This is a genomic window from uncultured Arthrobacter sp. (assembly GCF_964021775.1).
GTDB lineage: Bacteria > Actinomycetota > Actinomycetes > Actinomycetales > Micrococcaceae > Arthrobacter.
On sequence record NZ_CAXHZI010000001.1, the window covers coordinates 356,957 to 374,478 of the forward strand.

At 64.9% G+C, this 17,522-nt stretch carries 15 protein-coding genes and 2 pseudogenes; 5 read left to right on the plus strand and 12 right to left on the minus strand.

What is annotated here, in order from left to right:
• Nucleotides 1–4: 4 nt before the first annotated feature.
• Complete coding sequence (locus tag ABIN76_RS01685; protein ID WP_346957983.1) at nucleotides 5–1,240, minus strand: sigma-70 family RNA polymerase sigma factor; 1,236 nt, start codon at nucleotides 1,238–1,240, stop codon at nucleotides 5–7.
• The gene (locus tag ABIN76_RS01690) at nucleotides 1,237–1,560 is read right to left on the minus strand and encodes a YciI family protein (protein ID WP_346957984.1); all 324 of its coding nucleotides are present in this window, start codon (nucleotides 1,558–1,560) and stop codon (nucleotides 1,237–1,239) included. The genes ABIN76_RS01685 and ABIN76_RS01690 overlap by 4 nt, the downstream gene beginning before the upstream one ends.
• A 196-nt stretch (nucleotides 1,561–1,756) precedes the next feature.
• Here ABIN76_RS01690 and ABIN76_RS01695 point away from each other — a divergent pair, with 196 nt between their 5' ends.
• On the plus strand, nucleotides 1,757–2,650 hold the full coding sequence (locus ABIN76_RS01695) for an alpha/beta hydrolase (protein WP_346957985.1): 894 nt from the start codon (nucleotides 1,757–1,759) through the stop codon (nucleotides 2,648–2,650).
• Here ABIN76_RS01695 and ABIN76_RS01700 read toward each other — a convergent pair.
• From ABIN76_RS01700 to ABIN76_RS01740, 9 genes and pseudogenes are all read right to left on the minus strand, one after another.
• The gene (locus ABIN76_RS01700) at nucleotides 2,647–3,174 is read right to left on the minus strand and encodes a hypothetical protein (protein ID WP_346957986.1); all 528 of its coding nucleotides are present in this window, start codon (nucleotides 3,172–3,174) and stop codon (nucleotides 2,647–2,649) included. The two genes, ABIN76_RS01695 and ABIN76_RS01700, sit on opposite strands and share 4 nt — an antisense overlap.
• A 775-nt stretch (nucleotides 3,175–3,949) precedes the next feature.
• Entirely contained in the window at nucleotides 3,950–5,014 is a 1,065-nt protein-coding gene (locus tag ABIN76_RS01705; RefSeq protein ID WP_346957987.1) for a hypothetical protein, read from the minus strand.
• A 37-nt stretch (nucleotides 5,015–5,051) separates the two neighbouring features.
• Nucleotides 5,052–5,909 (minus strand): phosphatidylinositol-specific phospholipase C/glycerophosphodiester phosphodiesterase family protein, encoded by an 858-nt coding sequence (locus tag ABIN76_RS01710; protein ID WP_346957988.1) that lies wholly within the window; start codon nucleotides 5,907–5,909, stop codon nucleotides 5,052–5,054.
• Nucleotides 5,910–6,089: 180 nt separating this feature from the next.
• The gene (locus ABIN76_RS01715; protein ID WP_346957989.1) at nucleotides 6,090–6,974 is read right to left on the minus strand and encodes an aminoglycoside phosphotransferase family protein; all 885 of its coding nucleotides are present in this window, start codon (nucleotides 6,972–6,974) and stop codon (nucleotides 6,090–6,092) included.
• 40 nt (nucleotides 6,975–7,014) lie between these two features.
• Nucleotides 7,015–7,493 (minus strand): annotated as a pseudogene (locus ABIN76_RS01720) (GNAT family N-acetyltransferase).
• An 81-nt stretch (nucleotides 7,494–7,574) separates the two neighbouring features.
• Nucleotides 7,575–7,925 carry a hypothetical protein gene (locus tag ABIN76_RS01725; protein ID WP_346957990.1) on the minus strand — a complete coding sequence of 117 codons (351 nt, stop codon included), beginning with the start codon at nucleotides 7,923–7,925 and terminating at the stop codon, nucleotides 7,575–7,577.
• A gap of 8 nt (nucleotides 7,926–7,933) precedes the next feature.
• A complete protein-coding gene (locus ABIN76_RS01730) occupies nucleotides 7,934–8,059 on the minus strand; it encodes a MerR family transcriptional regulator (RefSeq protein WP_346957991.1) in 126 nt (41 codons plus the stop codon).
• Nucleotides 8,060–8,094: 35 nt separating this feature from the next.
• A complete protein-coding gene (locus ABIN76_RS01735; RefSeq protein ID WP_346957992.1) occupies nucleotides 8,095–10,098 on the minus strand; it encodes a VWA domain-containing protein in 2,004 nt (667 codons plus the stop codon).
• A gap of 18 nt (nucleotides 10,099–10,116) precedes the next feature.
• Nucleotides 10,117–11,505 carry a sigma 54-interacting transcriptional regulator gene (locus tag ABIN76_RS01740; RefSeq protein WP_346957993.1) on the minus strand — a complete coding sequence of 463 codons (1,389 nt, stop codon included), beginning with the start codon at nucleotides 11,503–11,505 and terminating at the stop codon, nucleotides 10,117–10,119.
• Nucleotides 11,506–11,597: 92 nt separating this feature from the next.
• On the opposite strand from ABIN76_RS01740, the gene ABIN76_RS01745 reads away from it, so the two are divergent.
• The 4 genes and pseudogenes from ABIN76_RS01745 to ABIN76_RS01760 all read left to right on the plus strand — a co-directional run bounded on the left by ABIN76_RS01745 (nucleotide 11,598) and on the right by ABIN76_RS01760 (nucleotide 15,978).
• The gene (locus tag ABIN76_RS01745; protein ID WP_346957994.1) at nucleotides 11,598–12,263 is read left to right on the plus strand and encodes an MSMEG_4193 family putative phosphomutase; all 666 of its coding nucleotides are present in this window, start codon (nucleotides 11,598–11,600) and stop codon (nucleotides 12,261–12,263) included.
• Nucleotides 12,264–12,288: 25 nt separating this feature from the next.
• Nucleotides 12,289–12,917, plus strand: a pseudogene (locus ABIN76_RS01750) (phosphatidylinositol kinase).
• Between the two features lie 216 nt (nucleotides 12,918–13,133).
• Nucleotides 13,134–15,575 carry a protein kinase gene (locus ABIN76_RS01755; protein ID WP_346957995.1) on the plus strand — a complete coding sequence of 814 codons (2,442 nt, stop codon included), beginning with the start codon at nucleotides 13,134–13,136 and terminating at the stop codon, nucleotides 15,573–15,575.
• Nucleotides 15,568–15,978, plus strand: a complete 411-nt coding sequence (locus ABIN76_RS01760; RefSeq protein ID WP_346957996.1) for a nucleoside triphosphate pyrophosphohydrolase family protein — start codon at nucleotides 15,568–15,570, stop codon at nucleotides 15,976–15,978. The genes ABIN76_RS01755 and ABIN76_RS01760 overlap by 8 nt, the downstream gene beginning before the upstream one ends.
• A gap of 565 nt (nucleotides 15,979–16,543) precedes the next feature.
• Here the strand turns inward: ABIN76_RS01760 and ABIN76_RS01765 are convergent.
• The gene (locus tag ABIN76_RS01765; RefSeq protein ID WP_346957997.1) at nucleotides 16,544–17,428 is read right to left on the minus strand and encodes a DUF3037 domain-containing protein; all 885 of its coding nucleotides are present in this window, start codon (nucleotides 17,426–17,428) and stop codon (nucleotides 16,544–16,546) included.
• Nucleotides 17,429–17,522 lie beyond the last annotated feature (94 nt).

Genomic DNA, 17,522 nt, shown 5'->3' on the forward strand with positions numbered 1-17,522 from the left:
TGGATCAGTCAGGCAGCGCGTTCCGGCGGCGCTGTAGCGCCGCAACCTCGGCCGAGTTACCCGCCCGTTCGATGGCTTTGTTATACGCCAGCCGTGACTCCTGGGTGCGGCCAAGCCTCCGCAGCAGCTCGGCGCGGGCGGCGTGGTAGGCGTGGTAGCCGGCCAGGTCGCGGTCAAGCCGGTCGACGGCGGCCAGCGCCACGTCCGGGCCATCCAACTCGGCCACCGCGATAGCCCGGTTCAGCGCGACGATCGGCGACGGGTCGAGGGCTGCCAGCTGGTCATAGAGCGCGACGATCTGGGACCAGTCGGTGTCGCGGAAGTCGCGGGCCGAGGTATGCACGGCGTTGATCGCCGCGAGGAGTTGATACGGGCCCGGCGCCGCCCCCGAGGCCAGCCTCTCCCGCACCAGACGGTGGCCCTCCGCGATCACCGCCGCATCCCAGGCTCCCCGGTCCTGCTCGTCCAGGGTGACCAGTTCGCCGCCGGCCGAGATCCGGGCGGGGCGGCGGGCCTCGGTCAGGAGCATCAAGGCCAGCAGACCGGCCACCTCGCCGTCCTCAGGCAGGAGCGTGCGGAGCAGGCGGGTGAGCCGGATCGCCTCGGCAGTCAGGTCGGCGCGCACCGGATCCGTGTCCGGGCCCGTCGCCAGGTACCCCTCGTTGAAGACCAGGTAGAGCACGGCCAGGACGCCGGAGACACGTCCCGGCAGGTCCTCCGCGGACGGCACCCGATACGGGATGCGGGCAGCCTTAATCTTGGCCTTCGCGCGGGTGATCCGTTGCGCCATGGTGCTCTCCTGCACCAGGAAGGCCCGGGCGATCTCCGGCACGGTCAGCCCGCCCACCATGCGCAAGGTCAGCGCCACGCGGGCCGGCACCGAGAGCGCCGGGTGGCAGCAGGTGAACATCAGCCGGAGCCGGTCGTCGTCGATAGCGCCGAGCGGCGCTGGCGGGTCGTCGTCGAACACCAACTGGGCCTCCAGGTGTTTGCCGTCGCGTTTGTTCTCGCGCCGGATCCGGTCGATGGCCTTGCGCTTGGCCGTGGTGGTCAGCCACGCGCCGGGGTTGACGGGCACGCCGTCGGACGGCCACCGCTCGACGGCAACCGCGAACGCCTCGGCTGCCGCCTCCTCTGCGAGGTTGAGGTCATCGAAACGGCGGGTCAGGGCGGCGACCAGCCGGGCCCAGTTCTCGCGGTAGGCCCGGGTGACGGCGCCGCCGACGTCGGGACCGTTCACAGGAACGGCCGCACCTCGACCTTCCGGTTGCAGGCTTTCGACCCCTCGGCGGCGAGTTGGAGCGCGACGTCGAGGTCGGGTGCCTCGATGATCCAGAACCCGGCGAGGTACTCCTTCGACTCCACGAAGGGCCCGTCGGTCATCACGGGAACCCCGCCACGGTTATCGATGACGGTGGCCGTGTCCGGGAATCCGAGACCGCCGGCGAAGATCCAGTGGCCGTCGGCCTGGAGACGATCGTTGAACACGTCGATGGCTGCCATCTCGTCGGACGGGGCGAGTTCAAGCTTGTCGTGAATCACGGACAGCAAATACTGCATCTCGGATCATCTCCTGCGGTTTGGGGCGCCCCTCCTGGGCAGCCGTTCACCCTTACTACGAACAACTCTGCCCCGATCCGACAGGAAATGGCAGCAGCCCCACCGCAGTTTGGCCTACCCAGGCTCGGCCCTGAACCCCACGGCCCGGATGCCGTAGCCTAGGACCCACCCACTCGAAGTGGAAGGACCCGGCATTATGAGCTTTACCTCCTCGGGCCGCGCCCAAACCCCCGTCCTGGACGTCGGCTACGAGTCCACCGGCGATCCGCGCGGAACGCCGGTCGTCCTGCTGCACGGATTCCCCTACGACGTCCGGGCCTACGACGACGTCGCCGCGATCCTCGCCGGGGAGGGCGCCTTTGTGCTGGCGCCATACCTCCGCGGCTTCGGCCCGACCCGTTTCCTCGACCCCGCGACCATGCGCTCAGGACAGCAGGCGGCCCTCGCACAGGATCTGATCGACTTTCTGGATGCCCTCAGCATCGAGAAGGCAGTCGTTGCCGGCTACGACTGGGGCGGCCGGGCCGCGTGCATCGTGGCGGCGCTGGAACCCGACCGCGTCGCCGGCCTCGTCACCGTCAACGGGTACAACATGCACAACCTGGCCCGGTCCGGCGATCCCATGAACCCGGAATGGGAGCGGAGCTATTGGTATCAGTACTACTTCCACTCTGAGCGCGGCCGCCGCGGGCTGGAACGGAACCGGGACGAACTGTGCGAGCTGCTGTGGCGCACCTGGTCGCCCTCCTGGGCCGGGGCGCGCGGGGAGTTTCCCGCCAGCGCCCCGAGCCTGCACAACCCCGACTTCACCGACGTCGTCATCCACTCCTACCGCCACCGTTACGGACTGGCCGACGGCGACCCTCAGTACCAGCGGCTCGAGGACTTGATCGCCCAGGAGCCGAGCATCACCGTTCCCACGGTGGTGCTGGAGAGCGGGGACGACGGCGTCGGCGGCCCGGCGGCGAGCGCCGGCCGGGACCGTTTCACCGGCCCCTACAGGGAAATCCTGCTGCCGCGCATTGGACACAACGTCCCGCAGGAGGACCCGGGCGCGTTCGCACAGGCCGTGGTGAGCCTGCTCGATTAGGACGTATTGACCGGATTCATCAACGCGACCTGCCGTTTGACCTGCTCAAGCTCCTCCTCGAGCCGGTCGACGGTGGCGCGGTACCTTGCGAACTCCGCCGCCCGGCGCCTGGCCATGGCGAAACTGATGCCGGCGGCGAGAACGGCCAGCGGGAACGACACCAGCAGCGCCCAGCCGGACACGGCCAGGAAGTCCAAGGCGACAGGAAGGGCCTGCTTGAATGCCAGGAACTCGTTCACGCCGCCGACCACACCGTTCAGGGCGGAATCCAAGGGACCCAGAAACTGGCCCACGACAGGCGTCCCGGCAAACGACGGCGCGCTCAGCCGCTGCTCTCCCCCGGACCAGCGCGGATCATCGAAGTGGTTCAGGACGTAGATCCCGGCGCCTGCTTTGAGGGCGGCGAAGAGCAGGACGGATCCAAGCGCGGTCCAATGGAACCGGCGCGGACGCCATAGGCCTGCCGCGAGCACGAAGACGATGGCCGCAACCCAGGGGAAGAGGCGCAGGTTGTCGAGGCTCATGCCGCCCAGTAGATCCAAGGAATTGTCCGCCGCTCAGAGTTGAAATCGATGCTTGTTCCGATCGCAAGCGAGCTTATCCCAGTCCCCGGGGGGCCGTGTGCCAGTCTTCCGCCGACCTCTGTCCGGCGAGCAGATGAACCGGCCTGGACGCGAAGACGCTTCGGAGCAGCTGCTCATAGTCCGGTCCCGAAGTGGCGCCGACGATCGCCTTCGCCGACTCCCAAACCGTTCGCCACGGCTGATAGGCAAGGGCTTCGCGGGCCCGTGCCAGGTCTCCCTCGGCGACCGGGATATTGTCACCGGTCAGGATCCGCGTGGATCAGAGAGCCGAGATTCGATCGACAACCGGGCTTGGTCCTCGGACAGGGCGGAGATGGACTTTGACCAGAACGCATCGGCGAGGGAAAAGTTGCCCTCGACGGAGGTGACGGAGGCGACCAGCCAAGGCGATCGATCCGCCAAGGTGAAGGCGTGCACGCTTCCTATCGAGTGTCCGACGAGGTGGACGGGTCCGCCCCCGTGTTCGTTCTCGACGTGCGCGCGCAGTGACGCTACCTGCCCGGCTAAGGTGACTGGTCGATCGGCGCCGGGACCGTACCCGTCGAGGTCGGGGGCGGTGCATGGGGCCGGTTCAAGCTGGACGAAAGTCTCCCGTTCTGCAAACGGCATCATCGCGGCAGCAAGCAGGCCCGATCAACCCGCCCGGTGAGTTGAGAAGAAGTCACCTAAGCGGACGACGGCGGGACCGCCCGCCGTCGTCCGCCTGCGTCGGCGCCTATCGGCTGAAGGGGACCCTTTCCCAGGCCAGAACGCCCGCGCCATCGGCGTCGTTGCCGGCGACAGTGAACCTGACGTAGTTGGTGGCGTTGGCGGATCCGTCCACGGTGATGCGCTGCAGGTCGTCGGCGGCGGGCTGGCCGTAGATGTCCAGCCAGGGTGAGCCCTCCGCGAGCGGCCGGTTCTCGGCGAAGACGTGGCTGTCGCCGTTGATGAGGTAAACCGGGGCGTCGAAGCTGTTGGTTTCGTCGATGATGGCCTGCACGATTTCGCGGAAGCCGGACACGGTGTCCGGGTTGGCGGTCGCGGCGGCGAGCTGGGAGGGGTCGAACATGTCGGCCTGGGTCATCAGGACGACGGCGCGGTCGTTGCGGCGTTCGGCGTCAGCGAACGTGTCGTGGATCTGGGCCACGACGGCGTCCGTCCGGTGCTCTACTTCGGCCACCTGCCCGGGCGTGGCGGCGGTTTCGCCGAGACCGGTCCACGGCTGCAGCGAGTTGTTGCTGCCCTGGATATTCAGCACGGAAAACGCCACGCGGTTCTGGGTGAAGCGGACGTTTTCCGGTAGCCCGAGGTCCGCCTGGGTCTTGACCGGCATGGTGGCGCCCAGGGTCTTGCCGGGCTCGTCGAAGAAGACCTCCCGCAGCTTGTCCAGCCGTTCCAGCGGGTTGTAGGCGCCGTTGTTGGCGCGGTGGCAGTCCACCCATTCGTTGTCGCCCGGGGTATAGACCAGCGGGTGCTCAAAGGAGTCGAACTGCGTGCGGATGTTCGCGAAGTACTCGTCCGAGCAGACCGAGGAGCCGTTCTTGATGTCGCCCACGTGGGTGACGAACTTCAGCGCGCCGTCGTTGTTGATGTCCTGGATGCGGGCGGGGAACTTCGCGATTTCGGCCTCGCCGTAGGGGATGTCGCCGATCACGCCGAACGAGAACGCCCGGCTGTCGGCGGTGCCGGTGGCGGTGCCGTCGGCGGTGCTGTCGGCGGCGGTGGCGGGCTGGGACGCAAGGAGGCCGAGCGCCAGGACGGCTGCCGCCGTCGTCGTTGTGATGGTCTTTGAAGGCATGGCGGTGTTCCTCTTTTGCGGGGTCGGGGTGCGCGGCTCAGGCCCCGCGGGCGGTCAGGAACTGCTGCAGCGCGGCGAGGTCGTCGGTGTTGATGTGGTCCACGCCGGCGTCGAAGAGTTCGTTCCAGACGGCGTCGCGTGCGGCGCCGGGCATGTCCGGGGTGGCCCAGAAGCGGACGCGGTAGCCGTTGGCGTGCGCATCGGCCACGTAGGCCCGCAGTTTGGCACGCTCGGCCTCCGGCATGGGGCCCACGCCCTGCCAGGTGAAGAGCTTGGTCCAGTTGTCGCTGACCAGCGGCATCAGGCCGGCAGGAATTCCGGAGGTGAGGTCCGCGGAGCGGCCATCGTAGAAGCTGAACCGCGTCTCCTGTGCCTGCATGGTGGCCAGCGGGCGGTTTCCGCTGATGACCGCGGCGACCGGGCCGGTCTTGGTGCTGCCGTGGCTGTAGCGGCTCATGATGTCGCGGTGCTTGGCCAGTTCCTGCTCGATTGCGGCGTAGGTGGATTCGCCGTCGCTCTTGATGTCGATCAGAAGCTGCAGGCTGCCGCCCCATTTCGGGTAGACGCTGTGGCCTTGGCCGCGGACCAGGTCCTGGAGCGGATCGAGGTAGAGGCTCTCGAGGGTAACGCCGGGCCGGACGTCCTCCCGGTCGTGGGCCACCCGCAGCTCGCCGTCCACCAGCCACACGTCCGCTTCCACGCTGGTGAAGCCATGCTCCAGCGCATCGAACAGGGGGCGGTCCTGCTCGTAGTCGTTGTGCGCGTGCGCCTGGGCGAGCGGCTGGCCGACGACGACGGGAGCCGGCTTGGTCGCCTCTGCCTGGGCAGGGGCCGCTGCTGTCCCGGCCAGGGAGGCAAGGACGGCGACGGCGGCGAGGGTGCTTTTCACGAACACGGAGTACTCCTTGAAGGCAGGGCATTCTCCGCCCGGGCACATGGGACGCGCCGGGCAAAAGGGGGGCGTGAAAAGACTGCTGGCCTCGGGAGAACGCCGGAGGGCGTACTGGTGGCTGGCGGGTGAACGGGGAAGGACCATTGGCGTGTGGGGCCGAGGGAGGCCTTTTGGTTCCCGGGGTCAGCCTTCCAGGATCTGCCGGATCCCGAACTCCCCCACGGAGAACATCCGCGGATTGTCGTCGGAGTTGCTCAGCAGGGCGGTGGACAGGGCGAGAGCCCAGCCCCGGGCCCGGGTCCAGGTGTCCCCGTCCACTGCGGGGCCAAAGGCGTCCATAAAGCGGTGGCGGGCGCCGGCGTCGAACATCAGCCATCCCACCGCAAGATCGACAGCCGGGTCCCCGGCCCCTACGTCGCCGAAATCGATTACGCCGGCGAGCGAGCCGCCCTCAGCCAGCAGGACATTGCCCGGGTGGAGGTCCCCGTGGAGCATCATCGGCGGACTGTCCCAGACCTTGGCTGCACAGGCCTGCGCCCACACCGCTCTCAGCGCAGCCGCCTGCGGGTAGCGTTCGCCGTCCCGGAGCCGTTCCACCACCACAGTGTCACGCTCCAGCAGCGGCACGCCGCGGACAGGATTCACCGGCACGCCGGGTTCGGCGGGCACGTGAAGGGCGAGGAGGAAATCCGCTAGGCCTTCAGCGGCCGGCCCGCGGCCTGCGGGGCCGACGTCCGTCGCGGCGGCTCCGGGTACCCACCGCACGATGCTCCACGGCCAGGGAAAGTCCGACGTCGGCCGGCCGGCATGGACGGGGACGGGAACCGCCACCGGGGAGCGGAGGGCTATGTCCGGAAGGTAGCGCTGCTCATGAAGGATCAGCGGCACGGCCTCCGCTCTGCGCGGCAGCCGGACGGCCAGGTCGTCGCCGAGCCGGAAGGTCGCGTTGTCCCAGCCGTTCGCGACCCGCACCAGGGGACGATCGGCGAGGTCGGGCCGCTGGTCCCGGACGAGGCACTGGACGACGGCGTCATTCACTTCCAGCGTGGCTGGTGGCATTCCGGCCATTCAGGAGACCCTTCTTCCGTGGTTAACGACGGGCCCCGTTTCAGAGCTCGCGATAGTAGTAAAGCATTGGTCTGTCTGGTTGGGTTCGGTATTGGTGAACCCGCGAGCTTCATAGAAACGGCGTGCATCGGCGTCCTCGCCGTCCACGTTGATCTCAAGGAGTGCGCCGCCACGGTCGCGCACCAACTCGAGGGCCGCGTCCAGGAGAGCGCTTCCCAGGCGATGACCGCGGAGCTCCGGGCGGACGTAGAGTTCGTCGAGGATCGCGACCGGCCCCCGGTACCAGACGTTGGCCCGGAAACTCAGTACCGCAACCCCGCTCGCTGGCTCGCCGGTCAGCAGGACCACCACGTCATCGCCCGCCAGGAGTTGCGTCAATCGTGATTCGAGCTCCTGAGCGCCGGGCGTCGGCGTCGAGAATTCAGTGTTGAAATCATGGAGCAACCCGGCAACGACGGCGGCGTCGTCCGGTGTCGCCCTCCTCGGCCTCCGGCTGCCTGCAGAATCGTCGGAAGTCATGGCTTCATCATGAGGAGCAGCCTTTGAGCTGCTACTCCCACGCAGACCTCCGGCTCGGCGAGGCAAGGTCGCCGGTTGACCCTACAGATGGTCCAGCCTGTCCCGCAGCCGGGCGAAGACGGCGGCCTCGTCCGGGGTCGGGGTCGGCTTGGGCGGCACCGGCGGGCTCACAAGAGCCTCGAAGGCCCCGTCCCACGCTGCCTTGTCCTCATGGACCGCCCACCGGCGCGTGCCGTCCCACTTGGGCAGGTAGCCCGGCGCAGCGGCCGGAGGCGCCGGCTGCATCACGGGCGGCGGCTGCATCACGGGCGGCGGCAGCCGCACAGTCGCCGGGCGTGCGCTAGGCGGCGTCCAGCGGACGATCACCCGGATCAGCCAGAGCAGGCCAAGGACCATGAGGATCGCGAAAAACCAAATGAATACATCGACCATGGCCAAGATTAACAACCAGGATCCGGTTTATGGAAGAGACCGACCCCGGGAACCAACAGGCCTGAGTTGTCCCAGTGCCGCAGCATTCGGTGGGTGACCTGGCCGATCTGCGCGAACGCTCCAATGGACAACATGACTCAGTTCTCGTGCCTTCCACAGTCCTGAGTCCCTATCCGGCCCAGTCCTCGTCGCCGTACGCCCGGCCGCGGAAGTGCGCACGGAGGTACTCCCCGACGACGGCGGCGCCCAGGTCTCCGGTGTCCGGCGCCACCACCCGGCCGTCGACCCGGCGGGCCATCCGCGCGACGAACCGCTCCAAGCCCGGGTCGTGGCCCAGCCGGAAGAACGTCGCCTGGGTGCCGGCCCGGCCGAGGCGGTCCAGCTCGGCCACCGTCACGCGGATGGTCTCGGCGTCGGGCGGCCAGTTGAACCACGACTCGCCGTCGGCCTCCAGGTGCGCGGTGGGTTCGCCGTCGGTCACCACCAGCAGGACCGGCTGCATGGACGGGTGCTGGCGGAAGAACCGGCCGGCCAGCAACAGCCCGTGGTGCAGGTTGGTGCCCTGTTCCCGGAAGGCCGGAAGGGCGGTGAGCTCGCCGATGTCCATGGTCTGCGCGTAACGGCCAAAGCTGATCAGCTGCAGCCGGTCGCCGCGGAACTTGGTGGACACAAGGTGGTGCAGGGCGAGCGCGGTCCGTTTCATCGGCACCCAGCGCCCCTCGGCCGCCATCGAAAAGGACACATCCACCAGCAGGGCGACGGCGGCCTGCGTGCGCGCCTCCGTCTCGGTCACCTCGATGTCGTCCACGGCCAGGCGCAGGCCGTGGCGCGGGTCCCCGCCGTCGGCGATGGTGCGGCGCATCGCGTTGGTGATGGTCCGGGTGACGTCCCAGGGTTCGGCGTCGCCGAACTCCCACGGCCGGCTGGAGCCGGTCTGCTCCCCCGCTGCCCCGGCGGCGCGGGTGTCGCGGCGGCCCTGCCGGCCGGAGAGTTGCTTGGCGGTGTCGCGCAGCAGCGACCGGCCCAGCCGGCGCATGGCCTGTGGGGAGAGCTTCAGGTCGCCGTCGGCGCCGCGCTGGAGGAAACCGCCGTCGTGCATGGCCCGCTCGATCTCCGCCAAAGTGCGGGCGGACACCGCCGCGTCCTGTCCGAGCTGGCGGGCGAGGGCGTCCAGGTCCAGGTCGTCCAGGCGGGAGCCGTTGTAGGACTGGGATAGCTGTTCGGCGAGCTCGTCCAGTTCGGCGAGGTCCTGCAGCACGCCGGTGCCGTCGCCGAGGCCCAGCCCCTCCTCGCCCTCAAAGCGTTCCGAGCCGGACCAGTTCTCCCCAGGGCGCAGCGCCTGCAGGTTGGCATCGAGTTGGCCCAGCTGTGCCATAAGCTCCGGCGAGCCGAACGCCTGGGCGGAAAGCCGCATTAGTTCCTCGCGCTGCTCGGCGGACATGGAGCGCAGCATCCGCTGGGCGGCGGCCGCGCGCTGGGCCAGGGCGTCCACCAGCTCCTCGACGGACTGCGGGTTCTCCGGGAAGAACTGGCCGTGCTTGGCCATGAAATCCTGGAAGTCCTCGTTCGTGTCCTCGCCGCGGCGGTGTTTGTCGAGCAACTCGTTGAGGTCGCCCAGCATCTCCGAGACGGCGGCGCGGTCCTCCTCGGTGGCGCCTTCGAGCGCCTGCTTCATGCCGGCGAAGCGCTGGTCCAGGATCTCCCGGCCCAGCAGGTCCTTGATCTGCTCGTAGGCCTCCCGGGCGGTGCTGGACTGCCAGTCGTAGGAGGCGAGTTCGTTGACTGCTGCCGCCGTGGAGGTGGGCAGGTTCTGCAGCTGCATCTCGCGGAAGGCGCGGTCCGTGTCGTCCATCCGGACGTCGCGGGCCAGCTGTTTGCGCTCCTCCAGCACCGCCGTGTCCAGCAGTTTCTGGACCTCGTTGAGGGTACCGTCCAGCTTGTGCCGGCCCAGCAGGTCCTTGCGCCGCTGCTGGACGCGGCCGGCGAGCTCGTCGAGCCCTTCCCGGTTGCGGCCGCCGCGGCGCAGGTATTCCTGCAGGGCGTGCCGGGGCGAGTAGCCGGCCATGACGTCCTCGGCGACGGCGTCTAGCGCCTCCGCCAGGTCCACCGGCGGGGCGAGCGGATCGGGCCCGCCCGCGTAGCGGCTGTACCGGGACCGGTGGTGAGCGGTCATGGGCCCTCCTTAGCTGCGTTACCCGTAGACGGTCGCCTCGTCGTCGGAGTCCTTGGAGATCCGCCGGGCGAGGTAGAGGCCTTCGAGGGCCAGTTCGACGGCGGCGGCGCGCTGCCCGTCGTTTTCCGCGCCGAGGCGCTCCCCGATGTCGTCGTAGAGGCTTGATCCGTTGAGTGACGGGAGGTTGTCGAGGAACTCCCGCGCGGTGACCAGCTCCCCGGTGGTGACCGTGGTGTGGCCGTCGAGGGCGGCGACGAGGTCGCCCATGTCGAGGCCGTGGAAGTGCGCCCGGACGGCTTCGGCGGTGGCCATGCGCAGTAGGTGGTCCAGGATGTCCTGTTCCCGGCCTTCTTCGCCGGATTCGAACTCGATTTTCCCGGCGAGGACCTCCACGGCGGCGTCGAGGTCGATGATCCGGGCGACGGCCTGGTCCTCGCCGCGGACGCTGGCGCGGCGCAGGGCGGCCGCGGCGACGGTTTCGGCGCCGGCGATCGCGAACCGCGCGGACACCCCGGAGGTCTGGTTGATCGCCGGGGACTGCCGCAGCGCCCGGGTGTAGCGGGCCAGGATTTCGAGGATGACGGGCGGAACGCCGGCCATCAGGTGGCCCTCCTGCCGGATGACGGCCACCTCGTCGTCGAGCTCGATCGGGTAATGGGTGCGGATCTCGGCGCCGAAGCGGTCCCGCAGCGGCGTGATGATCCTGCCCCGGTTGGTGTAGTCCTCCGGGTTGGCGGACGCGACCACCAGGACGTCCAGCGGCAGCCGCAGCACGTAGCCGCGGATCTGGATGTCGCGTTCCTCCATCACGTTGAGCATGGAGACCTGGATCCGCTCGGCCAGGTCGGGGAGTTCGTTGATGGCGATGATGCCGCGGTTGGAGCGCGGGACCAGCCCGTAGTGGATGGTTTCCGGGTCGCCCAGGCGGCGGCCCTCGGCCACCCGCATGGGGTCGACGTCGCCGATCAGGTCCGCCACGGAGGTGTCCGGCGTCGCGAGCTTCTCGACGTACCGTTCCGAGCGGTGGCGCCACGCCACCCGCAGCCGGTCCCCCTCGGTGAGGGCACGGGCGCGGGAGTGCTCGGTGATGGGCTCGTACGGGTGTTCGTTCAGTTCCGAGTCCTCGATCACGGGCGACCACTCGTCCAGCAGCCCGGCCAGGGTGCGCAGCAGCCGGGTTTTGCCCTGCCCGCGTTCGCCGAGCAGGACGACGTCGTGCCCGGCCAGCAGGGCGCGTTCGAGCTGGGGCAGGACGGTGCGGCTGAAGCCGTACATCCCGGGCCAGGGGTCGCGGCCGGCGGCGAGCGCGGCCAGCAGGTTGTCGCGGATCTCGCGGCGCAGGTCCTTGTGGACGTGGCCGGAGGCGCGCAGTTCACCAACAGTGAAGATTTCGGGGCGATCACTCACTCCTCCACCGTAGACCTGAACCCGGCGAGTAATCGAGGAATTTCCTGAGATTCCTGCGCTTTGGGCTGTTGCCCGGCTTAGGCTGAATCTTGATGACTGCACCAACGCCTGGACCTTCGGCGGAACCCCCACGGCAGGGCACGCTCCTGCTTCTGGTTCGCCACGGGGAGACGCCGACGACGGGCATGGTGCTGCCGGGCAGGGCGCCGGGACTGCATCTGTCCGACCGTGGCCGGGCCCAGGCCGACCGGGTCGCGGAGCGCCTCTCCGGCCTACCGGTGGATGCCCTTTATTCCTCTCCGCTGGAGCGCGCGTGCGAGACGGCCGAGCCGACGGCGGCGCGCACGGGTTTGGCAGTGAAACACGACGACGGGCTGCTGGAGTGCGATTTCGGCGGCTGGACCGGTTCCGCGATCGCGGACCTGGCGGCGCTGCCGGAGTGGCAGACCGTGCAGCACAGCCCGTCCCAGTTCCGCTTCCCGGACGGCGAGAGCTTCCCGGAGATGCAGGCCCGGATCGTCGGGGCGATGGAGACGCTGTCCGCGGCCCACGCCGGGGGCGTGGTGGTGTGCTTCTCGCACGCCGATCCCATCAAGGCCGCGGTGGCCCATGCCCTGGGCACGCCGCTGGACTTGTTCCAGCGGATTGTGATCAGCCCGGGCTCGGTGTCTGCTGTTTCATTCGTGGAGGGCCAGGATCCCGCGGTGCTGATGGTGAATTCGTCCTCGGAACCGTTGAGTGGGCTCCGGGCGTCATGACTTGGCTTCCGAGGCGGGAGGGACCGTGTCTGGCCGGGAACTGACCCTGTTGACCGAGGGCAGCATCGAGCTGCTCGGCCTCATCCCGCGCAGCAGCAACCAGACGTTCCTGGTCCAGGTCACCTGCGGCGAGGACGAAGGGTACGCGGTCTACAAGCCGGAGGCCGGCGAACGTCCGCTCTCCGATTTCGAACCCGGGCTCTACAAACGTGAACGCGCCGCCTACCTGCTGAGCGAATCGCTGGGCTGGGGCTTCGTCCCGCCCACGGTGATCCGGGAAGACGCTCCCTTGGGCGCGGGGTCGCTGCAGTGGTTCATCGACTGCGATTTCCAGGAGCACTACTTCACCCTGTTCGAGGACGCACCCGAGACCCACAGCGAACTGGCCCGGATCGCCCTGTTCGACTACATCGCCAATAACACGGACCGCAAAAGCGGCCATGTACTGCGCGGCTTTGACGGCCGGGTGTGGGGCATCGACCACGGGCTCTTGAAGACATCGCCCCGCTGGCCGAGGCCGTCCCCGCCGAATTGGCGGCACTGCTCGACGACGACGAGGTCACCGCCCTGCAGCGCCGTGTCCAGCGGATGCTGGTCGCGGGAGCGCTGCCGGTAGACCGGACGGGCATGCGGTATCCCTGGCCGCTGGTGTAAACGGCCCGCTCAGTGGGGTCGTCGGCTTTAGCGTCCGGGCCCACGTTGCGGGAACCCGAAGATCCTCGGTGACGTAGATGTCGAAAGTGCGCCGGAGGCATCCGAATGGTGCCAGCTCGGGTCAGGCGGTCGTCACCATGGGGTAGCGTTTACAGCGACTGCGTAATCCGGAATCGAAGCGACGCCGGCCGCCCCTCAAATTGGATGGATAAGTGCATGACTTCTCGCGCCGACTTGATAGATCAACTGATCACCGCGTTGCCTCCTGAGTACTCCATCGAGAAGAAAGTTTCCGGTTCGAATTCGATCTGGGAACCTGTCGGCGAGGGGGGGTCAAGTATGGTTTTCAAGTCCAAATATCGCGGGACCTTAACGCGCGCCATCAAGTTCATAGTGCCGCGAGATGACTTGTCTAGTTCCGTAGACCACGATAAATTCATCGCGAGCTTCCGCAATGAGGTCATTCAACTGTCACAACTGCGGCATGAAAACATTGTGAGCATATCCGATTTTGCCGATATCACGTTAGAAGACGGCAAAACGTACCCGTACATGGCAACCGAATTCGTAGTCGGTCGAGACCTGCTTGAGTTTGCAACAGGCGAGGATACGTCAGGATCCGACATTTTGGAATCTGTCACTCAACTGCTAGAAGCACTCTCCTACATGCATAGCCGCGGGGTCATGCATGCTGACATCAAGCCTGAGAACGTCTTAGTTACCGAAAGAATTTTTGGAAACGAACGTCAGATCATCACAACAATTGTTGATCTCGGCTCAAGTAAGTACTTTCCTGCGGAGCCCCCTTCTGCCGAAAATAGAGAAAAAATCTACTTCTACACCACGACCGACTATGTGCACCCCGCCCTAAAACTGGTAGTGGCAAATTGGACGAACAACGTAATATTCAAGAGTGAGCTACGTCGGCACTTTCCTTATCAAGACTTGCACTCCCTATCGGTAATAATCTCAAAGCTACTCAGTAACTCCGCAATTGTAGAGAAGCTCGCGGAGTCCATCGATGCGCCTCAAATAATGGGATTGAAGTATATTTCCGACAATCTGCATGGAGCGCAGTCTTCGGGTAAGTACCGCAGCGCCAGTCAAGTACTGCAGGCATTCAGGCAGCTTATTGATTCGAAAATGGCACCTTTGGGAGTTCCGGAGCTTTCGCCCATTCTTCCGAGTGGAGTCGTTATACCATTTCGAAACACCAGGGTGGCGACAACCAGCCGAGTTGATAGGATAACTTCTCATCCGGTTTTTCAGCGCTTGCATCACCTTCCCCAACTTGATCTTTTGCACTATGTCCTGCCTGGCGCCAGCAATACACGATTCGTACACGCACTGCACGGCTACGAGCTCACGAGGTCTGCGCTAACTAACCTTCTTTCCGACTGGCGTTTTCGCATTGCGGCCTCACCGAAAGACATTGAAGTTGCCCTTTTCTCGTCTGCTGTTAGCTCATTGGGTCACTACCATTTCCTTCACATGTTCGAAGACTTTATAATTGACGAAAAGCATAATGCGTTAATCAAGTCGGCCGGCCTGGTTAACGATGGGGCATTGCTGGATCGGATAATGGGCTTGTCCGACATTTCAACAGGCTCGCGAATTGCTGGAATGAAAGACGGAAGCGGCGCAACGCTAAAGGAGATCTTCGAATCGACCGTACCCGCATCTTGGGCTGAGATACGAGAGAGACAATCAAAGCCCAGGACTCCTCTCGAGGGACTTCTCAGCGGACTTCATGCTGGCCCAGTTGACGTCGACAAACTGGCCTATCTTTCTGGCGACAGCGTCGCAACAGGCCTCCCCTTTGGACGTGCCATCGAGCCTGCCGCCATTTTCGAGTCCTTGGTACTTCCACACCACGACGACTGGACGACGTTCGGTTCCTCCATATTGGTGGGAGTAAAGGAAAAGGCTATTTCCTATCTCGAAATGGGTGTTCTGACTCGCTACTGGAGCATTCAGACGGCATACTGGCATCGTACAAACCGGGCACTTCAGGCAATGCTAAAGTATCAGATCGGCGAGCTCCTCAAGGCTGAAGAGCTCCCCTTCGATGACTACTTAACCGACACGTTTCATCTGAGCGGCCAAGAAGCTCTGTCCTGGATCAACGCTCGCTTTGAGAAGATGCAGATTGGCAAGGCATCTTCGGACCGCTCTGTCAATCCAATGGCTGCAATTCATCAGTCACAACGCGCTATCTACAAGCGCCTCGTGACGATTTCGGGTGACTCTCGCCTGCAATCCCGATCCCCTGACCGGCGCGTGTTTCAGCAGCTGCGGAGAATGTCTGCCTTTGACGACTCAACCGTGACCGATCTGATCAGGGACGCGCTACAACAGGTCCATCCTGGATTGAACGTTCGCCCTGGTGAGGTTTTATTAGATATACCAAGACCGAACCGCGAGGAAGCTGGAGGTCAAATCTTGGTATATACGGATGATGGTCGAGAAGCAATTGGAGATCTGTTCAAGATTTCTCCATTCCTCGAGAAACAACGCGAGTCGTTTGAGCTGCACGTAAAGAGAATGCGCGTCTTTATACATCCGCGACTCCATCAGACCCTGAGTGAGGCCGGGAATTTGGACCGGGCTTATTCTGCTGCACTCGCCGTTTTGCGCGACGAATATGCTCGTGATTAAGAAGGAAACCAGCATGTCACAAATAGATCAAGTTCGCGATTTCCTGAACATGGTGGGGCGTCCTATCCGGACCGCACCCACTATCGATGTCGACCACCAAGAGATCGAGTTAATTCGGGCGAAACTACTGGAGGAGGTCGATGAGTTCCTCGTCGGTATTGAAGAACGGGACATAGTAAAGGTCGCGGATGGGATTGCTGACGTGGTGTATGTCGCGCTAGGTGCAGCACTTCAGCTTGGCATCGATTTTGATCGGGTATTTACCGCAATCCACGAGGCTAACATGTCCAAATCGAACCTTGATGGCTCTGTTCGGTTGGGGAAAGATGGGGCTGTACTCAGGGGTGATCGCTACGTCCCCCCAGCGATTCGGGAAGCTCTCGATCTCCACCCCGACGAGTAGTTACTTCATCCTGCAGGTGTCCTACTTAAACCACCACAGCGACAACCCATGATGTCTGCCAGCGCGGCGGAGAAACTGCGCCCAGTAGAAGCGCGTACGCTCTCGCGCCCCCAACACCTCCGACTGAGCCCACTGCTCTACATTTTGCTCTCCATAAGAAGGATGAGTTCGGAACCACGCCGATTCCATACGAGACGCCACGGTGGCCCCGGTTCCTTCTGCGCCAAGTAAGCACGGGGATTACCCCGGGCTCATGCTCAGCAGCCCCGTGGTGCCGAGGTAGGTCGCCGCATGGGACTTGAAGGCCCGGAACGGAGGCGCGGCCAACGGGTGCAGGAATACTCGGGGGCCGCGCCTGGTGTTGGCTCTATCCAACGCAGACTCATCCTCGCACATCTCGATATCCCGCATGTGCGGCTGGACCAGAACGGGCTGCTGGAGCCGCGGGGCAAGTCCTCGCGACTCCGGGCCGCTGGTCGAGTAGACCATGAGAAGGTTCCATTACAGGCAGGCACAGCGGAACGAGTCCTAAATACTCTCACCGGTCATAGAGGGAACGATCCGGCTACGAAAGTAGCAGCACTGTGTCCCGCACAAATTCTTGAGTTTGGTCTTCAGAAAAAACCTTCAAATGCGGTATCCGCTGCCAGATGTCGAGTGCGGCATCTACATGCCGCCTGCGCTGCACGTCGGTTGGTGACTCGTAGATCACACGAAAATTGACGTCCTCCGGCACGGACACTTTACGCCCATCCACAGTGGTCATCATGCCCCCGTGATCCTGGATGTGCTCCATGAAGTATGCCCAGGCTTGGATCTCTGTCTCCACCTTCTCAACGTCAGTAAGGTTGAAGGACCATGCTTTTGTTAATTGCTCTACGCGATCGTCCGCAATTGCTAGATCCGCTTTCTTCGCCGATTTCCCAACTGATATTGACGGACCGCGAGCGACACGGGCGGAACTACGGGTTCCTACGGATCGGTAGAAAGACTCTTCGATTTCCCGGGATATGTGAGACCTAAATTGAGCCCGGCGGGTCACCATCGGATCCTCGATTAGTACGTCGAACAAGAGATCCAGGGCATCGTCCGCTGAATCAGACATCACGGTCCGGCCGGAGGATATCTGAACAGCGTTATTTAGTCGTCCGCGCAGGCGCTGGACAGTTGCTTCGGAAATCGTCTCGGAGCGGTGTGATGCGGGCGTCCACAGCGTTTTCCGCTGAGTTCGCTCTGCACCCTCCGACGCGCTGTCGACCATTCGCTTCAGCTCACTGAGCCAATATCGAGCAATGCTCGGATCACCACCCAGCCGGCTGGCCCGACGCAGGTGTGTTACCTCACGAAAACCCCAGTCAGCGTCGTCGCTTCCGACGAGGAGACCAATGTTAACAAACTCGCCCCTGACCACGTTGGGTAGGTAACGGATAATCCAATAGTTGTAGAACATCTCTCACCTCCTAGACGCCGACTTGCTTAGAACTCGCATGCTCTGAGCCGTCTGTTGTCTCCGACAATAGACCCACCATGCGAGAGTCTCTAGG